This window comes from Xylanimonas oleitrophica, assembly GCF_003244315.1.
GTDB classification, from domain to species: domain Bacteria; phylum Actinomycetota; class Actinomycetes; order Actinomycetales; family Cellulomonadaceae; genus Xylanimonas_A; species Xylanimonas_A oleitrophica.
The window spans coordinates 1-21,255 of the sequence record NZ_QKWH01000017.1 but is presented as its reverse complement, the minus strand read 5'-3'; the positions used below and the strand labels follow the sequence as shown (position 1 = coordinate 21,255).

General features: G+C 75.2%; 19 protein-coding genes. 8 read left to right on the top strand and 11 right to left on the bottom strand.

The features are described from left to right. Positions 1-140: 140 nt before the first annotated feature. A complete protein-coding gene (locus tag DNL40_RS15170; protein ID WP_111252101.1) occupies positions 141-1,934 on the top strand; it encodes a pyruvate dehydrogenase in 1,794 nt (597 codons plus the stop codon). Continuing rightward, positions 1,931-2,494 (top strand): flavin reductase family protein, encoded by a 564-nt coding sequence (locus DNL40_RS15165; RefSeq protein ID WP_218926081.1) that lies wholly within the window; start codon positions 1,931-1,933, stop codon positions 2,492-2,494. The genes DNL40_RS15170 and DNL40_RS15165 overlap by 4 nt, the downstream gene beginning before the upstream one ends. A gap of 32 nt (positions 2,495-2,526) precedes the next feature. On the opposite strand, the gene DNL40_RS15160 is transcribed toward DNL40_RS15165, so the two are convergent. Next, positions 2,527-3,825 carry an MFS transporter gene (locus tag DNL40_RS15160; protein ID WP_111252100.1) on the bottom strand — a complete coding sequence of 433 codons (1,299 nt, stop codon included), beginning with the start codon at positions 3,823-3,825 and terminating at the stop codon, positions 2,527-2,529. A 46-nt stretch (positions 3,826-3,871) separates the two neighbouring features. Beyond that, a complete protein-coding gene (locus DNL40_RS15155; protein WP_245885980.1) occupies positions 3,872-4,576 on the bottom strand; it encodes a FadR/GntR family transcriptional regulator in 705 nt (234 codons plus the stop codon). Between the two features lie 240 nt (positions 4,577-4,816). Here DNL40_RS15155 and DNL40_RS15150 point away from each other — a divergent pair, with 240 nt between their 5' ends. Together DNL40_RS15150 and DNL40_RS15145 are read left to right on the top strand one after the other, a co-directional pair. Beyond that, positions 4,817-5,293 (top strand): gluconokinase, encoded by a 477-nt coding sequence (locus DNL40_RS15150; protein ID WP_111252130.1) that lies wholly within the window; start codon positions 4,817-4,819, stop codon positions 5,291-5,293. Positions 5,294-5,389: 96 nt separating this feature from the next. After that, positions 5,390-6,772 carry a GntP family permease gene (locus DNL40_RS15145; RefSeq protein ID WP_111252098.1) on the top strand — a complete coding sequence of 461 codons (1,383 nt, stop codon included), beginning with the start codon at positions 5,390-5,392 and terminating at the stop codon, positions 6,770-6,772. A gap of 244 nt (positions 6,773-7,016) precedes the next feature. On the opposite strand, the gene DNL40_RS15140 is transcribed toward DNL40_RS15145, so the two are convergent. From DNL40_RS15140 to DNL40_RS15130, 3 genes are all read right to left on the bottom strand, one after another. Beyond that, complete coding sequence (locus DNL40_RS15140) at positions 7,017-8,465, bottom strand: LPXTG cell wall anchor domain-containing protein (RefSeq protein ID WP_111252097.1); 1,449 nt, start codon at positions 8,463-8,465, stop codon at positions 7,017-7,019. 83 nt (positions 8,466-8,548) lie between these two features. After that, complete coding sequence (locus DNL40_RS15135) at positions 8,549-10,141, bottom strand: hypothetical protein (RefSeq protein WP_111252096.1); 1,593 nt, start codon at positions 10,139-10,141, stop codon at positions 8,549-8,551. A 183-nt stretch (positions 10,142-10,324) separates the two neighbouring features. Beyond that, positions 10,325-11,593 (bottom strand): VIT1/CCC1 transporter family protein, encoded by a 1,269-nt coding sequence (locus DNL40_RS15130; RefSeq protein WP_111252095.1) that lies wholly within the window; start codon positions 11,591-11,593, stop codon positions 10,325-10,327. Positions 11,594-11,733: 140 nt separating this feature from the next. On the opposite strand from DNL40_RS15130, the gene DNL40_RS15125 reads away from it, so the two are divergent. Together DNL40_RS15125 and DNL40_RS15120 are read left to right on the top strand one after the other, a co-directional pair. Beyond that, on the top strand, positions 11,734-12,366 hold the full coding sequence (locus DNL40_RS15125; RefSeq protein WP_111252094.1) for a ribonuclease H family protein: 633 nt from the start codon (positions 11,734-11,736) through the stop codon (positions 12,364-12,366). 1 nt (position 12,367) lies between these two features. Next, positions 12,368-13,339, top strand: coding sequence for a DNA-3-methyladenine glycosylase family protein (locus DNL40_RS15120; RefSeq protein WP_245885979.1), 972 nt, complete (start codon positions 12,368-12,370; stop codon positions 13,337-13,339). A 141-nt stretch (positions 13,340-13,480) separates the two neighbouring features. Here the strand turns inward: DNL40_RS15120 and DNL40_RS16540 are convergent, their stop codons facing one another. Continuing rightward, positions 13,481-13,624, bottom strand: a complete 144-nt coding sequence (locus tag DNL40_RS16540) for a hypothetical protein (protein ID WP_179951100.1) — start codon at positions 13,622-13,624, stop codon at positions 13,481-13,483. Positions 13,625-13,878: 254 nt separating this feature from the next. Between DNL40_RS16540 and DNL40_RS15115 the strand changes: the two genes are divergently transcribed. After that, positions 13,879-14,517, top strand: coding sequence for a histidine phosphatase family protein (locus tag DNL40_RS15115; protein ID WP_111252093.1), 639 nt, complete (start codon positions 13,879-13,881; stop codon positions 14,515-14,517). A 39-nt stretch (positions 14,518-14,556) separates the two neighbouring features. Here the strand turns inward: DNL40_RS15115 and DNL40_RS15110 are convergent, their stop codons facing one another. Then, positions 14,557-15,015, bottom strand: coding sequence for a GNAT family N-acetyltransferase (locus DNL40_RS15110; protein WP_425450791.1), 459 nt, complete (start codon positions 15,013-15,015; stop codon positions 14,557-14,559). A gap of 393 nt (positions 15,016-15,408) precedes the next feature. On the opposite strand from DNL40_RS15110, the gene DNL40_RS15105 reads away from it, so the two are divergent. Further along, a complete protein-coding gene (locus DNL40_RS15105; RefSeq protein WP_245885978.1) occupies positions 15,409-16,848 on the top strand; it encodes an NAD(P)/FAD-dependent oxidoreductase in 1,440 nt (479 codons plus the stop codon). Between the two features lie 4 nt (positions 16,849-16,852). On the opposite strand, the gene DNL40_RS15100 is transcribed toward DNL40_RS15105, so the two are convergent. From DNL40_RS15100 to DNL40_RS15085, 4 genes are all read right to left on the bottom strand, one after another. Beyond that, a complete protein-coding gene (locus DNL40_RS15100) occupies positions 16,853-17,572 on the bottom strand; it encodes an anaerobic ribonucleoside-triphosphate reductase activating protein (protein WP_111252092.1) in 720 nt (239 codons plus the stop codon). Continuing rightward, positions 17,553-19,337, bottom strand: coding sequence for a ribonucleoside triphosphate reductase (locus DNL40_RS15095; protein WP_245885977.1), 1,785 nt, complete (start codon positions 19,335-19,337; stop codon positions 17,553-17,555). The genes DNL40_RS15100 and DNL40_RS15095 overlap by 20 nt, the downstream gene beginning before the upstream one ends. A gap of 132 nt (positions 19,338-19,469) precedes the next feature. After that, a complete protein-coding gene (locus DNL40_RS15090; protein ID WP_245885976.1) occupies positions 19,470-20,906 on the bottom strand; it encodes an amino acid permease in 1,437 nt (478 codons plus the stop codon). A 92-nt stretch (positions 20,907-20,998) separates the two neighbouring features. After that, a partial coding sequence (locus DNL40_RS15085) for an LPXTG cell wall anchor domain-containing protein (protein WP_146252115.1) occupies positions 20,999-21,255 on the bottom strand: 257 nt, incomplete at its 5' end.

Here is a 21,255-nt window from a genome sequence, read left to right as displayed (position 1 = left end):
GGCCGCAGGGCCCTGCGCGGCCGCCGGGACGTGCTCCGTGGGGCGCGCGGGACTGCGGGTGGGGCCGGGCGGGCTGACGATCGAGGGGAACCGTCGTCGCCCAGTCGTCGCCCAGTCGTCGCCCCAGGAGGAATCCCACCGTGTTCGGACTCGGCTCCCGCTCCACACGCGGCACCACCGTCGCCGACCTGCTCGTGCGCCAGCTTCTCGACGCCGGGGTGCGCCGCATCTACGGCATCGTCGGGGACAGCCTCAACCCCGTCGTCGACGCCGTGCGGCGCTCCCAGGAGGGGGACGGCCCCGGGATCGAGTGGATCCACGTGCGGCACGAGGAGGCCGCCGCCTTCGCCGCCGCCGCCGACGCCGAGATCACCGGCACGCTGGCCGTGTGCGCCGGGTCGTGCGGCCCCGGCAACCTGCACCTCATCAACGGCCTGTACGACGCCAACCGCTCCCGGGTGCCCGTGCTGGCCATCGCCAGCCACATCCCCAGCAACCAGATCGGCACCCAGTTCTTCCAGGAGACCCACCCCGACCGGCTCTTCAACGAGTGCTCCGTGTACTCGGAGATGGTCTCGAGCGCCGAGCAGGCACCCCGCGTGTTCGCCTCCGCCATCCACCACGCCTACGGCCAGAACGGCGTCGCCGTCATCACGCTGCCCGGGGACGTGGCCGACCACGACGCGCCCGACATGGTCAAGACGGCCACGTTCCGGCCCGCGCCGCCGCGCGTGCTGCCCGACGAGGGCGCGCTGCGAGAGCTGGCCGACGCCGTCGACGCCGCCAAGAAGGTCACGATCTTCGCGGGTGCGGGCGTGCGGGGCGCGCACGACGACGTGCTGGCGCTGGCCGACGCGATCGCCGCGCCGGTGGGCCACTCGCTGCGCGGCAAGGAGTGGATCCAGTACGACAACCCGTTCGACGTCGGCATGTCCGGCCTGCTCGGCTACGGCGCCGCTCACGACGCCCTGCACGAGGCGGACCTGGTGCTGCTGCTGGGCACCGACTTCCCCTACGACCAGTTCCTGCCCGAGGACGTGCGCACCGCCCAGGTGGACATCGACCCCACCCACCTCGGCAGGCGCACCCGCCTGGACGTGGCCGTCGTGGGCGACGTGGGCGAGACGGTGCGGCGCCTGCTGCCGATGGTGCGGCGCAAGAAGGACCGCTCGTTCCTCGACAAGAAGCGCAAGCAGCACGTGCGCGCCATGGAGGGCGTGGTGGGCGCGTACACCAAGAAGGTCGAGAAGATGCGGCCCATCCACCCCGAGTACGTCGCCGACGTCCTCGACGACGTCGCCGCCGAGGACGCCGTCTTCACCGTGGACACCGGCATGTGCAACGTGTGGGCCGCCCGGTACATCCACCCCAACGGGCGCCGGCGCGTCATCGGCTCGTTCCTGCACGGGTCGATGGCGAACGCGCTGCCGCACGCCGTCGGCGTGGCCGCCGCCGCCCGCGCGGCCGGGCAGGAGCGCCAGACCATCGCCATGGCCGGTGACGGCGGGCTGTCGATGCTGCTGGGCGAGCTCGTCACGGTCAAGGCGTACGACCTGCCGGTCAAGGTGGTGCTGTTCGACAACGCCTCCCTGGGCATGGTGCGTCTGGAGATGCTGGTGGACGGCCTGCCCATGTACGGCACCGAGTCGCCGTCGATCGACTACGCGGCCGTGGCCCAGGCCATCGGCATCCCGTCCGTGCGGGTCGAGGACCCGAAGCAGGTGCGCCCCACGCTCGAGCGGATGCTGGCCGCACCGGGACCCGCGCTGATCGACGTGGTCACCGACGCGCGCGCCCTGTCGATCCCGCCGAACATCACCGCCGGGCAGGTCCGCGGGTTCGCGATGGCGATGAGCAAGGAGGTGCTCGGCGGGGGCATGGGCGAGGTCGTCTCGATGGCGCGGGCCAACCTGCGCAACGTGCCGCGCCCGTGAGCGGCACGGTGGCCCCCGACCGGGGCGAGACCGGCCGCCCGCTGACCACCGACGAGTTCGACGCGTTCGTGGACGGCCTCGACTACCCGCTGTTCGTGGTCACCGCGCACGACGGCGACGAGCGGGACGGGTGCCTGGTCGGTTTCGCGACCCAGACGAGCATCGACCCGCCCCGGCTGCTCGTGTGTCTCTCGGTGGCGAACCGCACCACCCGGGTCGCGGCCGGCTCCCCCGTGCTCGCGGTGCACGTGCTCGGCGAGCGCGACCACCCTCTCGCCGCCCTGTTCGGCGGGGAGACGGGCGACGAGACGGACAAGCTGGCCCGTTGCGACTGGCGGCCCGGGCCGCACGGCGTCCCGCTGCTGGCCGACGCGCCGCGGCTCGTCGTCGGGCGGGTGCTGGAGCGCATCCCGCTCGGTGACCACGTGGGGCACCTGCTGGAGCCGGTGTCCGTCCGCAGGGATGCCGGCACGGGCGACGACGACGGCGAGGGCGGGGGCACCGCGCCGCTGACCCTCGCCGACGTGGACGACGTCGAGCCGGGGCACGCCGCCGGCTGAGCGGGCGGCGCCGGCCCGGGGCCGGGCCGGACTCAGGGCTCGGGGTGCCGGGCGTCGTAGCGCCAGAACCGCGGGGTCAGCCGGGCCACGACCCACAGGGCGACCAGGCAGGATAGGCCGCCCACGACGGCGGCCCACCCCTCGCCGAGCCACGCGGCCTCGGCGCCGAGCACCATCTCCCCGAGCCGAGGACCTCCCGCCACGACGACGATGAACACGCCCTGGAGGCGGCCGCGCATGTGGTCGGGGGCCGCCGTCTGGAGGATCGACTGGCGGAACACCGACGAGATGGCGTCGCTGCCGCCGGCCAGGGCGAGCGCCACGCAGGCGGCGGCGAGGGCACCGAGCATCACGCCCGAGGGCTCGGTGCGGCCCACGAGCACCAGCACCACGCCGAACGCCACCACGGACACGGACCAGGCGGTGATGGCCCACACGATGGCACGGCCGTGCCGGTGGATGCGGCCGAACGGCCCGGAGAACAGGCTGGCGAGGATGCCGCCGGCGGCGAACGAGGCGGCGAGCACGCCGGTGGTGGCGGAGCCGCCGCCCAGGTAGACGACGCCCGCTGCGGGCCACAGCACGCGGGGGAAGGAGAGCACCATGGCGCACAGGTCGACCACGAACGAGGTGCGCAGGTTGGGTCGCGTGGCCAGGTAGCGCAGGCCGTCGAGCACCGACCGCAGGCCGACGGCGCGGCGGGGAGCCGTGGCGGTGTCGTCGGTGCCGGGCTGGGGCGGGATGTCCGGCAGGCGCCACACCGCCCACAGCGCGGCGGTGAACATGAGGGCGTCGATGGTGTACGCCCAGGCGTACCCGCCGGTGTACACCAGCGCGGAGGCCGCGAGGGGCCCGCCCGTGAGCGCGACGTTCATGGTGAGGGTCTGCAGCGCGTTGGCTGCGGGCATGAGGTGCGCGGGCAGCAGGCGGGGGATGATCGCGGAGCGGGCGGGGTTGTTGATCGCGAACGCGGCCGACTGCAGAGCGACGAGCCCGTACAGCAGGTGCACCGAGTCGGCGTGCAGCCACGCCTGGAGGGCGATGGCGACGGTCACGAGCCACAGCACGCTCGACGCCAGGAGCGAGACCTTGCGGCGGTCGTAGTGGTCCACGAGCGCGCCGCCGTACAGGCCGAGGACGACGAGGGGCACGAGGGCGAACAGGCCCAGCGTGCCGACGGCCAGGGTGGAGCCGGTGAGGTCGTAGACCTGCAGCCCCACGGCGACGACGGTGAGCTGGGCACCCAGGTTGGAGACGCCGAGGCCCCACCAGAGCCGCCGGTACTCCGGCGAGACGCGCAGCGGCGTCAGGTCGGCGAGGAGGCGGGGCATGGTGAGGCGATGGTACGCCGGGGCGACCGCTCGGCGGCCGGGCGTCTCAGGCGTCCTGCTCCTCGGGCAGGGCGTGCTGCACCTCGTCGACGATGCCGGCCATCGCGCGCTGGGCGGCCGCGGCGTCCCCGGCCGCGACGGCGCGGGCCACGGCCTCGTGGCCGTCGAGCGCGACCGTCTCGGGCGAGGCGGGCATCAGCCCCAGTGCGGTGCGCCCGGAGAGCACGGCGGCGACGACGTCGGACAGCGCGCCGAACAGCTCGTTGCCGCTGGAGCGCAGCAGCAGCTCGTGCATGCGGATGTCCAGGCCGAGGAACTCGGCGTGCGCGCCCTCGCCGGCCTCGCCGAGCTCGCGCATGCGGCGGGCGATGTCGAGGATCTCGGCACGCACCTCGGGGTCGGCGTGGCGGGCGGCGCCCGCGGCGGCGAGGGGCTCGACGGCGTGGCGCAGCTCGGTGAGGGAGCGCAGCTGGTCGACGCGGCCCGCACCCTGCAGGCGCCAGGAGATGACGCGAGGGTCGAGCACGTTCCAGTCCTCCATGCCCAGGACGACGAGGCCCACGCGCCGGCTGGAGCGCACCAGCCCGAGCCCTTCGAGCATCCGCATGACCTCGCGGGCGACGGTGCGCGAGACGCCGAACTCGCCCCCGAGCCCGTCGAGCGTGAGCACCGAACCGGCAGGCAGGTCACCTCCGGTGATGCGGCGGCCGAGCGTGTCGAGCACGGTGCTGTGGAGGACGTCTGCTGGCACGAGACCAAGGGTAAGGGCGCGATGACGACGATTGATCACACCATTGACTTGCCAAAGGTGATACCAAACCCGCATGCTGTGCGCGTGGACATCGACGTCGCCGGGACACCGCAGGTCCCCCAGCGAAGCAGCGCCGCCGCCAGCACGGCCGGGAACGACCCCGCCCCGACCGCGGCAGCACAGGAGCCCCGCTCCACCCCCTCGACGACCCCCGCACCCGACGTCGACCTCGTCGTCGTCATGGGCGTGGCCGGGTCCGGCAAGACCACCGTCGCCGCCCTCCTGGCCGGGCGCCTCGGCGCCGAGTTCGCCGAGGGCGACGAGTTCCACCCGCCGGAGAACGTCGCCAAGATGAGCGACGGCATGCCGCTCGAGGACTCCGACCGCTGGCCCTGGCTCGGCCACATCCGCGACTGGCTCGCCGAGCAGGCCGCCGCCGGACGCTCCGCCGTCGTGCCGTGCAGCGCCCTCAAGCGCTCCTACCGCGACCTGCTGCGCGAGGCCGGCCCCGTCCGGTTCGCGCACCTGACCGGCTCCCGCGAGCTGCTCACCGAGCGCATCCAGGGCCGTGCCGGCCACTTCATGAAGCCCGCGATGCTCGACTCCCAGCTCGCGACCCTCGAGCCCCTCGGCGACGACGAGGACGGGTTCACCGTCGACGTCTTCCCCCGGCCGCCCGAGATCGTGGACGAGATCATCGCCCACCTCGATCGCTGACGCGGCCACCCCCCACCAGCCCCCGACGGGCCCCGGCCACCACGACGGCCGGGGCCCCGAGGCCACCCCACATCGCCACACGTCGACGGAGACACCATGACGCCCGAGGACTGGACCCAGACCCTCACCGCAGGGCCGCTGCTCGCCATCGCGGCGGGCGCGATCGCCGCCCTGCTCGTACTCATCATCTGGCTGCGGATGCACGCGTTCGTCGCGCTCATCCTCGTCAGCCTCCTCACCGCGGTCGCGACCGGCATCCCCATCGGGTCCGTCGTGCCCGTCATGACCAGCGGGTTCGGGTCGACTCTCGCCGGCGTCGCCCTGCTGGTCGCCCTCGGCGCCATGCTCGGCCGCCTCGTCGAGACCAGCGGCGGCGCCCAGGTGCTCGCCGACTTCCTCATCAAGAAGTTCGGCGAGAAGCGCGCCCCGTTCGCGCTCGGCCTCGCCTCCCTCATCTTCGGCTTCCCGATCTTCTTCGACGCCGGCCTCGTGGTCATGCTGCCGATCGTGTTCGCCGTCGGGCGTCGCCTCGGCGGGTCCGTGCTGCTGTACGGCCTGCCCGTCGCCGGTGCGTTCTCGGTCATGCACATCTACGTGCCGCCGCACCCCGGCCCCGTCGCCGCCACCGAACTGCTCGGCGCCAACATCGGCACCGTCATCGCCGTCGGCCTCCTCGTCGCGATCCCCACCTGGTACGTCACCTCGTACCTGTACGGCATCTTCATGGGCCGCCGCATCGAGCTGCCCATCCCCTCGATCCTCGGCAAGGCCGACGACGACGCCATCGCCAACCCACCCGCGTTCGGCACCGTCGTCGCCCTCCTGATGCTGCCGCTCGTGCTGATCTTCGCCAACACCGGCCTCGACGCCCTGCGCGCCGCCGGCACCGTGGACGGCGACGCCACCTGGGTGCAGGCGTTCCGCGCCCTCGGCCAGACGCCCGTCGCGCTCGTCGTCACCGTCATCGTGGCCACCTGGGTGCTGGGCCGCCGCCGCGGCACGTCCGGCACCGCGCTGGAGAAGATCGTCGACTCCGCCCTCGGCCCCGTCGCGTCCGTCATCCTCATCACCGGCGCCGGCGGCATGTTCGGCGGCGTGCTGCGCGCCTCGGGCATCGGTGACGCGCTCGCCGACGTGCTCGGCGACCTCGGCGTCCCGCTGATCCTCGCCGGCTTCCTCATCGCCGCCATCCTGCGCGTGGCACAGGGCTCGGCCACCGTGGCCCTGACCACCGCCGCCGGGCTCATCGCCCCCGCCGTGGCCGCCGGCAGCTACAACGCCGTCGAGCTCGCCACGATGGTGATCGCCGTGGCCGCCGGCTCCGTGGTGCTCAGCCACGTCAACGACTCCGGGTTCTGGCTCGTGGGCCGGTTCTTCGACATGGACGTCAAGACGACGCTCAAGACGTGGACCGTCATGGAGACCACGATCGGCGTCATGGGCTTCGGCATCGCCGCGGTGGTCTTCGCCATCGCCTGACCCGAGCACCCTCCGCCGAGGCCGGTGGAGCGGCCGGGGCCCCTGCGCCCTGCCGTTCCACCGGCCTCTGCCGTCCGCGAGCCCTCGCCCGGCGGTCCCCCGAGACCACCGGGCGAGGGTCGCGGTCACGGTGCCGCGGCCGGGCCCCCTGCGCCCTGCTGCGACACCGCCGCCCACCGCCCGGCGGCCCCAGGCGGGACCGGGCGGCGGGGGCTCGAGCCCCCGCGTCCCCGCGGGGAAGCCGTCACACCCCGGGCACCGCCGCACCCCCCACCTGCCGGCGACGCCCGCCGGCCAGGAGCAGCAGGCCCAGCGCCACGAGCCCCGCCGCCGGCAGCAGCAGGACGGCGCTGCCGCCCGTGCGGGGCAGGGCGTCCGCAGCCGCCGCGGTCAGCGCGCCCCGCACCGCGGACGCGGTGCGCGCGTCACCGCTCGCCGTCGCCGTGGGGACGACGCCGGACGCCGTGCCCGCGCTCGTGCCGGCCTGGGACGCTCCCGGCGGGACCACGCCCGCCATGCCGGGCAGCTCACCGGCGCCAGGCAGCGGGACGGTGCCGATCGGGGACGTCGGCAGCGCGCCACCGCCCCCCGTGCCGGAGCCGGGACCACCGGTGCCGGGGTCCGTGCCCGGATCGGTGCCGGGGTCGGTCCCCGGGTCGGTGGTGCCGCCGCCCGGCAGGCCCGGCGCCCGGTCCTCGAGGAGGTCGTCCACCAGGCCGTCGTCGGCCAGCAGAGATGCCAGCACGCCGGGCACGTCACCGGCCACGAGGTGCTGCAGCGTGTCGTCCAGGTCGGCCACCACGTGCTCCACGAGCTCGTCGGTGGGGCCGGCCTCCGGCTCGTCGGCACCGAGCACGTCGTCCAGCAGGCCGTCGTCGCCGGCCACGCCGTCGACGAGGCCGGTCAGAGCCCCGTCGGTGCCCAGGGTGCCGTCGACCGCGCCGGCGACGTCGCTCACGGTGCCGATCGTGGCGTCCGCGCCGCCGTCCTCCAGCAGGTCGTCCACCAGGCCCTCGTCACCGGTCAGGCCGCCCACGGCACCCGCGACGTCGCCCGCGGCGAGGTCGCTCAGCGTGGAGTCGACGTCGTCGACCACCGCCTCCACCACCTCGTCGGTGAGGCCCGCCTGCGACGCGTCGGCGCCCACGACGCCGTCCACCAGCCCGTCCTCGCCGAGCACGTCGCCCACGACGTCGGCGACGGCGCCCGAGCCGGTGGACAGGTCCGCGACGTCCTGCGCGACGGCGTCGGCGCCGCCGTCCTCCAGGACGTCGTCCAGCAGCGCCCCGTCGCCCGTCACGGACCCGACGACGGCGGGCACGTCGGCCGCGGTGACGGCCTCGACCGTCGCCGCGACGTCGTCCGCCACCGGCTGCACGAGCCCGTCCGTGGTGGTGCTCGACGGGTCGTCCGGGCCGACGACGTCGTCCACGGCTCCGCCATCGCCCAGCAGGCCGTCGACCGCCGTCTCCAGCGGCTGGGTGTCGACGGCGGGAAGGTCCAGGCCCGTGTCGACCGGCACCTCCGGGAGCTCCGGGGCCACCTGGTCGAGGTTGACGTGGATCGAGGTGTCCTCGCCGAGGTCGACGTCGACGACGTCGTCCGGGGCGGCCGAGGCCACCGAGGCGCCGGCGACCAGCAGGCCCCCGGCGACGAGCACTGCGCGCAGCGCACGTCGGACGTAGATGTTCATGGTTCTCTCCTGACGGTGACGGGTGGGCCACCGGCGGGCGCCGGTGGCGGCGTTGCCGCGCTCAGGGGCGCGGCGTCACCACGTCAGGCGGGAGAGACGGGGACGTCGAAGAACGTCGACGGGTGGCGCACCACCGAGGCGGCAGCCGCGACCAGCCACGAGGTCGCGTGCGCCTGCTCGGCCGCGGCCAGGTCGGCCTGGTCGCCGCCGACACCACGAGGGTGCGAGACGGAACCGTCGGGGCCACCCGTCACCGGGGCAGGAGCGGTGGGTGCCGGAGACGTGGGGAGCAGGGAGCCCGCCGGGGCGAGGGCCCCGGCCGCACGGGCCGAGGTGACCGGCTCCGCGCCCGCCGCGGCGGCACGCTGCGTGCCGGCGGACAGGTCACCGGCCCCGGGGTCCTGTGCGGCCCCCGTGCTCCCCGTGCTCCCCGTGGCCTCGGCGGGCGCTGCGCCAGCCGGGGTGGTCGGTGCTGCGGGGACGGCGAGCACCGTGGGGCCCGCGAGCACCGCACGGCTCGTCGAGCCTGCGAACGCCCCCGAGGCCCGGCCGGACGGGCCAGCGACCCCCGGACCGGCAGGTGTCACGGCGCCCTCGTCGTCGGGCAAAGCGCCGGGCGCAGGCTCCGCAGGCAGGAGGGGCAGCGCTGGCAGGGCGGGCCGGACGACGTCGTCGAGCACGGGCTCCAGGACAGGTCTCAGCGGGTCGACGACGGCGGCCAGGGGCGGCGCCAGCGCGTCACCCACAGGGCGCACCACCGGCCGGAGCACCCGGCTCACGGGGGCCAGCGCGTCCACGACCGCACCCGTGACGGGCGCCAGGCTGCCCGTCACGGGAGCGAGGCCGTCCAGCAGCGGGTCCACGGCTCCGCCCACCCCGGCGGTGACCGGAGCCGCCACCTGAGCCACGGCGCCGGCGACCGGCCCGAGCACGGGGCGCAGCGCGTCCACCGTCGGCGCCACCGGCGAGAGCGCGTCGGCGGCCGCTCCGCCCACCTCCCCGACCGCGGGAGCGAGGGAGGCGGCCAGAGGAGCGAGCGTGTCGGCGGTGATCGTGCCCAGGGCGCCGAGCGCGGGATCGAGCTTCTCGCCGGCCACGCTCGCCACCGGGCTCAGCGCCTGGGCAGCGGCGCCCGCGACAGGGGCTGCGCCGCCGGCAGCGGCCCCCACGGCGAGGGCAGGAGCGGGGGCCGGAGCGGGGGCAGGAGCGGCGTGCTCGGCCGGTGCCGGCGCGGCCGGTCCGGGCGCGGGCTGGCCCGGCGCGGCCGGAGCGACGGGCGGCGAGGCCGGCGGCTGCGCGGCCGGAGCCGCGTGCTGCGGAGCCGGGGCAGCCGGCTCGGCGGGAGCCGGGACTCCCGGGGTGGCTGCGGGCGCCTGCGGGGCGGCCTGGCGAGGCGACTGCGGGGCTACCTGGGCCACCTGGGCCGCGACGGCGTCGAGCGTCCCGGTGATCGGGCCGGTGACCGGGGCCGCGGCGGGCACGACGTGCTCGACGGTGGCGGTGACCGGCGCGAGCAGCGACCCGAGGCCGGGGGCGGGTTCGTCGGCAGCCGCCCCGGCGGCGAACGCGACGCCGAGCGCCGCGGTGGCCAGGGCGCCGGCTGCGGCACCGCACGCACGCACCGCGAACCGCCGGAGGGCTGCCGCCCTCGGCGCACGCTGGCCGTGCTGTGCCATCGTCTCCCCCTGCGTCGCGTCGTCGCGACCGGCCTCGCAGCCCGGGTGTGCGCCCGGGACACCGGTTCCGAGGTCAGCGTGCGGCAGATGTGCCCGCCATGCAACACATCGGGGCAGAAATTTTCCGCACGGCTCGACGGGCACGGTTCACCGCAGGCCTCCAGGGAGGCTCCCCGGACCCGGTCAGCCCACCGTCGTGCCGAAGACCAGGCCAAGGAGGTACGTGGCACCTGCCGCACCGAAGCCGATGGCGAGCTGGCGCAGCGCCCGCGTCAGCGGCGAGGTGCCCGAGAGCAGGCCCGTGATCGCGCCCGTGACCAGCAGCGCGACCCCCACCATCGTCGCGGCCACGACCACCGCGGTCGTGCCCGTCAGCCCGAGCAGGTAGGGCAGCACGGGCACCAGCGCGCCCGACGCGAAGAAGCCGAAGCTCGACACCGCGGCGCCCCAGGCGGTGCCGTGCGTCTCCAGGTCGTCGTGCGCGACGCCCGCCCCCTCCTCCGCCCGGCGGCCCGCGCTCAGGTCCGCCGCCGTCGGTGCCACCGGGACCGCGCCCGTGCCCGTGGTTGCTCCCGACGCCGCCCCCGACGCCGCCAGGCGCAGCAGCACCTGGTCCGCGTGCTCCTGCGCCTCCTGCGCGCCCATGCCGCGCGCCCGGTAGACCAGGGCCAGCTCGTTGGCGTCCACGTCCAGGTGCGGCAGCGCGCTGGCCGACTCGGCGGTGGGAGTGGACGCCTCCAGCAGCTCGCGCTGGGAGCGCACCGAGACGAACTCCCCCGCCCCCATCGACAGCGCCCCGGCGAGCAGACCGGCCAGGCCCGTCAGCAGCACCGTGTGCTGCGAGGCGCCCGAGGCGCCGATGCCCAGCACCAGCGCCAGGTTGGAGACCAGGCCGTCGTTGGCACCGAACACCGCCGCGCGGAACGTGCCGGACAAGCGGTTGCGCCCGCGCGTGGCCAGGCCGCGCACCACCTCCTCGTGGATGCGCTCGTCGGCCGCCATCGCCGGCGTCGCGTCGGCCTCGGAGCCGTAGCCCGAGCGAGCCTCGGCCCGCTGCGCCAGCGCGAGGACGAACACCCCGCCGAAGCGCCGCGCGAGCCACCCCAGCACCCGGGTGCGCAGGTCGCCGCGGAGCGGACGCCCGACGTCGTCACCCAGCAGGTCGAGCCAGTGCTTCTCGTGCCGTCCCTCGGCCAGGGCCAGCGCGAGCAGGATCTCCCGCTCCTCGCCCGTTCGCCGGCTCGCCAGGTCCCGGTAGACGGCGGCCTCGGCACGCTCGTCGGCCAGGTACCTGCGCCAACGGCGCACGTCCGCGGCGGTGCGCCGGCGCTCGGCCGGGACGTCGCCCGGCGGCGTGCCGCCAGACCCGCCAGGACCGGGGGCGGCAACGGGCCCGTCCGGCGACCGCTGGGTGGACGCGTCGGGACCGTCGGCGGGCGTGGGGAACGTCATGCTGCGATTGTGGGGCGCCGCGCCGGCCTGCGGTTTCGTCTCTCCCCATCCGGCGGAGGGCTCGTGAGACCCCCGCCACGCCGACGCGCCAGGGTCCACCTGGTCGACGGTGTCGGAGGGGGCAGGCACAATGGGCGCCCGTGATCATCGTGAGCACCGACGGCTCGTGCCTCCGCAACCCCGGAGGCGCGATCGGCTGGGCGTGGATCGCGCACGAGGGCGGCCGGTTCGACTCGGGCGGCGCGGCCTCGGGCACCAACCAGGTCGCCGAGCTGACCGCCGTGCTGCGTGCCATCGAGGCCCACCCCGGCGGTGAGCCGCTCCTGATCGAGTCGGACTCGCAGTACGCGATCCGCTGCTCCTCGGAGTGGATCGAGGGCTGGAAGCGCAAGGGCTGGCGCACGGCGTCCGGCTCGCCGGTCAAGAACCTCGAGCTGGTGCAGGCCATCGACCGTGCCATCACCCAGCGCGAGGGCCCGGTGCGGTTCCGCTGGGTGCGGGGGCACGTGGGCAACCCGTTCAACGAGCGGGCAGACCAGCTCGCCGGCCTCGCCGCCCAGGACTGGGCCGCCGGCCGGGGCGACGTCGGCTCCGAGCTGCTGCCCGCCAGCCCGGCCGGGGACGCCGAGCCCGAGACCGCGCGTCGCCGGACTGCGGCGCCCGCCCCCGTGCCTGCCGCCGGGGCGACCGTCACCCCTGCCGCCTCCCAGCCCTCCGGGCGCCCCGCCCCGGCGGCCGAGCCCCAGTGGGAGCTGGGCACCCTGTTCGACTGACGTGTCGACCGACGTGACGGTCACCGCCGCGCACCCCACGCCCGCCGGGCCTCCGCCCGCCGACGGGGCGATCGTCGTGCGGCACCGCTCGTCGCGGCCGCTCGATGTCGCCCTCACGCTCGCGCCGCTCGCGCGCGGCCCCTGGGACCCGGCGTTCCGTCGCACCCCCGACGACGCCGTCTGGCGCACGTCCCTCCTGGCGAGCGGTCCGGTGACGCAGCGGGTCGTGCAGGACGGCGCCCGCTGCGCCGTCGTGCAGCTGTGGGGTCCGGGCGCGCGGGAAGCGGCCGACGCCGTGCCGGCCCTGCTGGGCGAGGACGACGACGCCACGGGCTTCGCCCCGCCGCCACAGGTGCGCGACGCGCACCGGCGGGCCGTGGGGATGCGCATGCCGCGCACGGGGCGGGTCATGGAGTCGCTCGTGCCGTCGGTGCTCGAGCAGCGGGTGCAGACGGTGACCGCGCACCGGGCGTGGCGGTGGCTGCTGCAGCGGCACGGGACGCCGGCGCCGGGCCCCGCGCCGGCGGGGATGCGCGTGGTGCCCTCGGCCCGGGCGTGGGCGGCGGTGCCGGTCTGGGACTGGCACCGTGCCGGCGTGGACCCGGGCCGCGCCCGCACGGTGACGGCGTGCGCACGCGTGGCCGGTCGGCTCGAGGAGGCGACGACGATGGCTCCTGTCGAGGCGCGGGCGCGGCTGGAGAAGGTGCCCGGGGTGGGCGTGTGGACCTCGGCGGAGGTGGCGCAGCGGGCGTTCGGCGACCCTGACGCCGTCTCGGTGGGCGACTTCCACCTGGCGGCGGCGGTGGGCTGGGCGCTGACGGGCGAGCGCACCGACGACGCCGGGATGCTGCGGCTCCTGGCACCGTACGCGCCGCACCGGCACCGCGTGGTGCGGCTGCTCTCCCTGCGCGGGCACCCGCGCGCACCGGGCCGGGGCCCGCGCCTGCCGGTCCCGGACTACCGGGCCTTCTGAGCCCGGCCGTGCGAGGCGGGCGCACCGGCGCTCGGCGGCGGCGCCCGCCAGTGCCCGCCCGACGGCGTCTGGGGGGACGGCGAAGGCCGCCTCCCGTGGTGGAGGCGGCCTTCGCCGTCGTGGCCGGGCCCTGGCGGTCCGTCAGCGTTCGGTCTCGTCCTCGCCGAGGGCGACCAGGGTGGCGTCGTCACGCATCGGCGCGGCGACGTCGGCCGGGTTGCGACCCGCCAGGGTCGTGCGGCGGGGGTTGGCGATCGAGCGGTACAGGGTCTCGCTGTCGGTCATCGCAGCCTCCTCATGTGGTCCCACGGGCTTCGGTGGCACGTCCCGCGACTCCCGCACCGTCGCGGGAAGGTGTCCATTCTGGGTGAGACCCAGTACCGCTCGCCACTGCAGCGGTGTGACTCCGATCACTTCTCGCAGGCAACGGGTGGCACCCCGTCTCCATCGCGGTGAGACTCCGGATCACATGCTCCGTACGGGCGGCCGTGGACGCCGTGCGTCGAGCGACTGCCCCGCCCCTGCACGACGATCGGACCATGGCCCTCACGCCCGCGCCCGACCCCCAGCTCGTGCTCCTGCGCCACGGCGAGACACCGTGGTCGGTCAGCCGACAGCACACCGGCCGCACCGACGTCCCGCTGACCGCCGCCGGCGAGGAGCAGGCGCGCACCGCCGGCCGCGCCCTGGCCGCGTACGACTTCGCCGCCGTCTACACCTCGCCCCTCGTCCGCGCCCGGCGCACCGCCGAGCTCGCCGGGTACCCCGACGCCGTCGTCGACGAGAACCTCGCCGAGTGGGACTACGGCCCCGTGGACGGGCGCACGTCGGCCGAGGTCAGCGAGATCATCGGCCACGAGTTCCAGGTGTTCGACGACGGCGTCCGCGTGCTGCCACCCGACCCGAAGCGCTCCGACGGCCGCCCCGGCGAGCTGCTGGAGGAGGTGCACGCACGCGCGCAGGCCGTCGTGGCGCGGGCGGAGCAGACCCTCGACCGCGGCGGCCACGTGCTGCTCGTGGCGCACAGCCACCTGCTGCGCGTGCTCGTCACGGCCTGGCTCGACATCGACCCACGCCTCGGCGCTCGCTTCGAGCTCGGCACGGCCACGATCTCGATGCTCGGATACGGGCACGGCCTGCGCACCGTCGAGGGGTGGAACGTGCCGCCCGCCCCCTGACACCCGCAGAGACGCTCGCTGGCACTGCTCGCCCGCGGCTCAGCGGCGCAGCACCATGCCGAGGCTGTGCGGTGCCGTCTCCACGAAACCGAGGCTGCGGTAGAGGGGCCGCCCCGGCTCGTCGGCCATGAGGGTGACGTACGGGTCGGCGGGAGCGCGCTCGTCCACCTGGGCGAGCAGCCACGTCATGACGCGCCGGCCCAGCCCGCGCCGCTGGTGGGCCGGGTCCGTCGCGATGTCGGCCACGTGGAAGTACCAGCCGCCGTCGCCCAAGATCCGGCCCATCGCCACGGCCTGCCCGGCGGCGTCGCGCACGTGGCAGAACGCCCAGCTGTTCGCCACGGCCGGCCCGGCCTGCTCGGGCGTGCGCGGGCTGAGGCCGGAGACGGCACGCAGCCGCACGTACTCCTCGACGCTCGGCGCCGTCGGGTGCAGCACGTACGCGTCGCCGCCTGCCGGGATGCCCGCGCGGATGTCCGGGGTGGTCGGGGTGCTCACGCGAGCACCCTAGGCGTACCACCACGGCCGCGAGTGCTGGTCCGGCCCGACGGTGCCGCCGTCGGGCGTCCCGCGGCAGCCCGCCCGGGCCGGCGCGCACGACGCTAGGCAGGCCGGTGAACGCGGTCCTGGACCGCCGGTGGCCTGCCGGTGACGGTCGGCTGAACCCTGGCCCCGACCCGGGCACGCAGGGCACCCGTGCCACGGCCGGCGCGGGTCGGAGCACCGAGCGCACGGTGACGAACACGGCACGCCACAGCGGTTGGTCGGGCACCCGGGGCTCGCGTACGGTGAGCCGGTCGCCGGCGACGCCCGCCACCCACGACGGCGGACGCGCCCTCGGAGGGGGCGGCCGGTCTCACTCCCCTCCGCACGCCACGAGAGGAGCACCGGGTGACGGACACCGCAGGGCACGACACCGACCTGCCGCACGTCGTCGTGGTCGGCGGCGGGTTCGCCGGCCTGGCGGTCGTCAAGGGTCTCGCGGACGCCCCCGTGCGGGTCACCCTGATCGAGCGGCGCGTGTACAACACGTTCCAGCCGCTGCTCTACCAGGTGGCCACCGGCGGCCTGAACCCCGGTGACGTCACCTACTGGCTGCGCGGCCTGCACCTGAAGCAGAAGAACGTGCGCGTGGTGCACGAGCACCTGGTGGGCATCGACCACGAGGGCCGCCGCATCCACCTCCTCAACGACGAGTGGGTGCCGTTCGACTACCTGGTGGTCGCCAACGGTGTCACGGTGAACTTCTTCGGCACGCCCGGTGCCAAGGAGAACGCGCTGCCGATGTACTCCCGGTCGCAGGCGCTCAAGATCCGCGACCAGCTCTTCATCCGGCTGGAGAACTCGGCGTTCACCAAGACGATGGAGGACGGCCTGCGCGTGGTCGTGGTGGGCGGCGGCGCCACGGGTGTCGAGGTGGCGGGCGCCCTGGCCGAGCTGCGCACCGCGGGCCTGGCCCCCGCGTTCCCCGAGATCCACGGTGACGCGTTCGAGGTCAAGATCGTCCAGCGGGGCAAGGAGCTGCTCAAGGCGTTCGACCCCAAGCTGCGCGCGTACGCGGCGAAGGAGCTGGAGCACCGCGGTGTCACCCTGCACCTGGGCGCCGGGGTGGCCGAGGTGCAGCCCGACTGCGTCGTCCTCACCGACGGCACCCGCATCCCCGCCGACCTGACCGTGTGGTCCGCGGGCGTCTCGCCCCACGAGGAGGTCGACGCCTGGGACCTGCCGCGCGGGCACGGCGGGCGCATCGCCGTCGGGCCGGACCTTCAGGTCGAGGGCCGGCCGCGCGTGTTCGCCGTCGGGGACATCGCGGTGGGGCCCGACGACCTGCCGCAGCTCGCCCAGCCGGCCATCCAGGGCGGCAAGCTGGTGGCCCGGAACATCCGCGCGCTGCTGGAGGGGCGGCCCACCGCCCGCCTGCGGTACCGCGACAAGGGCACCATGGCCGTCATCGGCCGTCGCGCGGCCATCGCGGAGATCGCCGTGCCGTTCACGCGCTGGCGCGTGAAGCTGACCGCGGGCACCGCGTGGCTGGTGTGGCTGTTCGTCCACATCATGTCCCTGGTGGGCCCCCGCAACAAGGTCACGACGCTCGCCGGGCTGGTCACGCGGTACGGGTTCCCGTTCCATCGCCGCCCCATCCCGATCGTGGGCGACGTGCCCACCGTCCGGCCGCCCAAGCGGGCGCCGGACCCGGCGGAGCCCGAGACCACGGACCCCGCCGAGCCGCAGCCGGACGGGACGACGACGCCGGACGGCACGGCGCCCGCCGAAGCGGCGCCCAGCACGCCGGCGGCCGGCGGGAAGACGTCGGGCACCGCGGGCGCCTGACCTCTCAGGCGGTCCGGCGCTCCACGCCGGGCAGCTCGCCGTCGCCCACCAGGTCGGCCAGCCGCCACCCGGTCAGCGCGTCGGCGTGGGCCGCGGCGGCGCCGTCGGGCCGCACCTCCTGGAGCACGTGCCGGCGCACGCCCGCGGCCCGCAGGCGGGCCGCGAGCTCGAGCACCTCAGCACGCGTGTGGGCGGTGGGGTCCACCGTGGTGCGCACCTCGTGGTCGACGCCGGAGGCGAGCAGCACCTCCAGCGACCGCCAGGCCGCCCGGCCCGACGGTGCCGCACCCGTCACGGCCCCGTACCGCTCGGGCAGGTGCTTGACGTCGAGGCCCACCCAGTCGAGCCGGCCGCTGTCCAGCAGGGTGGCCAGCCGCCGGGGCCACGGGCCACCGGTGTGGAGGCCGACGGCGAAGCCGCGCTCGCGCACGGCGTCGACGGCCGCGGGCAGCGCCGCGGACATCGTGGGCTCCCCGCCGGAGAACACCACGCCGTCGAGCAGGCCCCGCCGCCGGTCGAGGAACGCCAGCACCTCGCCCCACGGCACCGCAGCGGGCGCCCGCGGGTCGAGGATGGCGTCGTTGTGGCAGTAGGTGCACCGCCACGGGCACCCCTGGAGGAACACGACGGCCGCGAGCCTGCCGGGCCAGTCCACGGTGGACAGCCGCACCAGCCCCGCCACCACCGGCTCCCCCGCCCCGGTGTCAGACGGCCGCCGGCTCACGGAAGGTCACCCGCTCGTGGTACTCCCCCTGCTTGCCGGTGTTGAAGCTCGACACGGGCCGCAGGTACCCCATGACGCGCGTCCACACCTCCGTCTCGGCCCCGCACGTGGGGCAGGTGAGCTGCTCACCGGTCAGGTACCCGTGCGCGTCGCACACCGAGAACGTGGGCGTGACGGTGATGTACGGCAGGCGGAACCCCTCGAGCGCCCGGCGCACCAGCCGCTTGCACGCCTGCGCGTCGCTGATCCGCTCGCCCATGTACAGGTGCAGCACGGTGCCGCCGGTGTACCGGGTCTGCAGCTCCTCCTGCTGCTCCAGCGCCTCGAACGGGTCGTGGGTGAACGCCACGGGGAGCTGGGTGGAGTTGGTGTAGTACGGCTCGTCGTCCGTGCCGGCCTGGATGATGTCGGCGAACCGGGCGCGGTCCTCGCGGGCGAACCGGTAGGTGGTGCCCTCGGCCGGGGTGGCCTCCAGGTTGTACAGGTGCCCGGTGGCCTCCTGCGCCTCGACCATGCGGGCGCGCACGTGGTCGAGCACCTCCAGGGCCATGAGGCGCCCGGCGTCGCTGGTGATGTCGTGCTCGTCGAGCGTGAAGTTGCGGATCATCTCGTTGACGCCGTTGACGCCGATGGTGGAGAAGTGGGCGTCCAGGGTGCCCAGGTAGCGCCTGCTGTAGGGGAACAGGCCGTCGTCCATGAGGCGCTGCACGGTGGCGCGCTTGATCTCCAGGGACTCGACGGCGAGGGCGACCAGCCGGTCGAGGGCCTCGAGCAGGTCGGTCCAGGACCCGGCGTGCAGGTAGCCGAGCCGGGCCATGTTCACGGTGACGACGCCGATGGATCCGGTCTGCTCGCCGGAGCCGAACAGGCCGTTGCCGCGCTTGAGCAGCTCCCGCAGGTCGAGCTGGAGGCGGCAGCACATGGAGCGCACGTCGCCCGGGTTGAGGTCCGAGCTCACGAAGTTCTGGAAGTAGGGCGTGCCGTACTTGGCCGTCATCGCGAAGATCTTGTCGGCCACCGGGGCGTCCCAGTCGAAGTCGGCGGTGATGTTGTAGGTGGGGATGGGGAAGGTGAACGCGCGGCCGCTGGCGTCGCCCGCGGTCATGACGTCGACGAACGCCTCGTTGATCATCGCCATCTCGGCGGTGAGGTCGGCGTAGGTGAAGTCGCAGACCTGGTCGCCGACGACGGGGTGGGTGCCGGCGAGGTCGTCGGGGACGACGAGGTCGAAGGTGAGGTTGGTGAACGGCGTCTGGGTGCCCCATCGGGAGGGCACGTTGAGGTTGTGGACGAGCTCCTGGATCCCCTGGTGGACCTGCTCGTAGGTGAGGCCGTCGAGGCGGACGTACGGGGCGAGGAGGGTGTCGAAGCTGCTGAACGCCTGGGCGCCGGCCCACTCGTTCTGCAGGGTGCCGAGGAAGTTGACCACCTGGCCGAGGGCGCTGGAGAAGTGCTTGGCGGGGCCGGAGTCGATCGTGCCGGGCACGCCGCCGAACCCTTCCTGGAGGAGCTGGCGCAGCGACCAGCCGGCGCAGTACCCGCCGAGCACGTCGAGGTCGTGCACGTGGAGGTCGCCGCTGCGGTGGGCCTCGCCGAGCTCGGGCGAGTACACCTCGTCGAGCCAGTAGTTGGCGGTGACCTTGCCGGCCACGTTCAGGACGAGGCCGCCCAGGGAGTAGCCCTGGTTGGCGTTGGCGCGCACGCGCCAGTCGGAGCGGTCGAGGTACTCGCCGATGGTGGTGGCGACGTCGATGGTGCGGCCCACGGGTGACTCCTTCTCGCAGTGGTCTGTCCACAGCGAGACTGGCACCGCGTGAAGGGCTTCACAAGCAGGGTGACGGCGTGTTTTGTGACAACATCTTGTGGCGCCCGTCGCACCCACCCCTACATGTAGGGGCTACTCCGCGGCAGCGCCCACCGACGGCGCCCGCGAGCGCCGTCCCTTGACCGCCGTCGTCACCGCGTAGCAGGCCAGGATCACCAGCACCAGGCCCGCCGTGGCCGCGAGCTGGGCCCGCGCCGCGGCGTCCGAGAGCATCAGCACGATCACCGCCGCCAGCCCCGCGAGCGTCGCCCACGTCAGCCACGGGTACGCCCACGTGCGCACCGCCAGGCGCTCGCCGCGCTCGCGCGCCTCCGCCTCCAGGCGCGGGCGCAGCCGCAGCTGTGACACCGCCACCAGGATCCACACCACCAGCAGCGCCGAGCCCACCGCGTTCAGCAGCACGCCCAGCAGCGCCTGCGGCAGCACCGCGTTGAGCACCACCGCGACCACGCCGAACGCCGTCGAGACCAGCACCGCCACCCACGGCACGCCGTTGCCCGCCACGCCCGTCACCGGGCGCGGGGCGTCACCCCGCTCCCCGAGCGAGAACAGCATCCTCGAGGTGCCGTAGATCTGGGCGTTGTAGGCGCTCAGCAGCGCCAGCACGACGACGACCTCCATCAGCCGCGCGGCACCGCCCAGGCCCGCGTGCTCCAGCACGGTGACGAACGGGGAGGCCAGGCCACCGGCGTCGTCCCACGGGATCAGGGCCACCATGATCGCCACGGCACCCACGTAGAAGAACAGGATGCGCCACAGGATCGTGCGCGTGGCACGGGCGACGGCGTTGCTCGGGTCGCGCGCCTCCGCCGCCGCGATCGCCACGATCTCGATGCCGCCGAACGCGAAGACCACCACCAGCAGACCGGCGGCCACCCCCGCCAGGCCCGCCGGCGCGAACCCGCCGTGCGCGCCCCAGTCGGCCAGGCCCGGCCCGGCGGTCGGGATGATCCCCACCACGAGCAGCGCGCCCACCACCAGGAAGCCCACGATCGCGGCCACCTTGATCGCCGCGAACCAGAACTCCGCCTCGCCGAAGTTGCGCACCCCGGACAGGTTCACCGCCGCGAACACCGCCACCACCACGGCGGCGACCGTCCACTGCGGCACCTGCGGCCACCAGCCGTGCACGATGCCGGCCACACCCGTCACCTCGACGCCCAGCACCATGATGAGCATGAACCAGTAGAGCCAGCCGAGCAGGAACCCGGCCCAGCGGCCCAGCGCCACCTCGGCGTACACCGAGAAGGAGCCGCTGGCGGGCACGGCGGAGGCCATCTCGGCCAGCATCCGCATCACCAGCACCACGATGGCGCCCGCGATGGCATAGCTGACCAGCACGGCGGGGCCGGCGGTCGCGATGCCCTCGCCCGAGCCGAGGAAGAGGCCCGCACCGATCGCGGAGCCGAGCCCCATCATCGTCAGGTGCCGCGGCCGCAGACCGTGGGCGAGCGGCTCGGGGGCAGAGGCGAGGCCCGGCGCCGAGGTCCGGGTCTGGTCGTTCGTCACGACCGACCACGGTAACCCCCGCCGCCGGGCCTGGCCTCATGGTCTCGCCCCACGGTCCGCAGACCGTGGGGCGAGTCACCTCACGGTGCCCGTCAGCGTGCCCTGCGGCTCCCCGTGCCGGAGCCGTCCGCCGAGCGGTGCCCGCCGGCCTGGGCCGACGCGGCCCGGCGACGGCGGCCCAGGACCACCCCGCCGGCCACCACGAGGGCCGCCGCGAGCGCGCCCACCGCGAGCACGTCCGCACCCGTGCGCGGCATCCGGTCCAGCAGGGACCGCACCACGCCCGCCGAGCTGCCCGCCTGGTGGGTGGGCTGGTGGGTGGGCTGGGCGGGCTGCTGGGCGGGCTGGG

Excerpts from the sequence above, each read along its gene's own strand:
- DNL40_RS15150 (WP_111252130.1), top strand. The coding sequence starts at position 4,817 with ATGGGCGTGGCCGGGTCCGGCAAGACCACCGTCGCCGCCCTCCTGGCC.
- DNL40_RS16540 (WP_179951100.1), bottom strand. The coding sequence starts at position 13,624 with ATGACCGACAGCGAGACCCTGTACCGCTCGATCGCCAACCCCCGCCGC.
- DNL40_RS15115 (WP_111252093.1), top strand. The coding sequence starts at position 13,879 with ATGGCCCTCACGCCCGCGCCCGACCCCCAGCTCGTGCTCCTGCGCCAC.
- DNL40_RS15145 (WP_111252098.1), top strand. The coding sequence starts at position 5,390 with ATGACGCCCGAGGACTGGACCCAGACCCTCACCGCAGGGCCGCTGCTC.
- DNL40_RS15140 (WP_111252097.1), bottom strand. The coding sequence starts at position 8,465 with ATGAACATCTACGTCCGACGTGCGCTGCGCGCAGTGCTCGTCGCCGGG.
- DNL40_RS15135 (WP_111252096.1), bottom strand. The coding sequence starts at position 10,141 with ATGGCACAGCACGGCCAGCGTGCGCCGAGGGCGGCAGCCCTCCGGCGG.
- DNL40_RS15130 (WP_111252095.1), bottom strand. The coding sequence starts at position 11,593 with ATGACGTTCCCCACGCCCGCCGACGGTCCCGACGCGTCCACCCAGCGG.
- DNL40_RS15160 (WP_111252100.1), bottom strand. The coding sequence starts at position 3,825 with ATGCCCCGCCTCCTCGCCGACCTGACGCCGCTGCGCGTCTCGCCGGAG.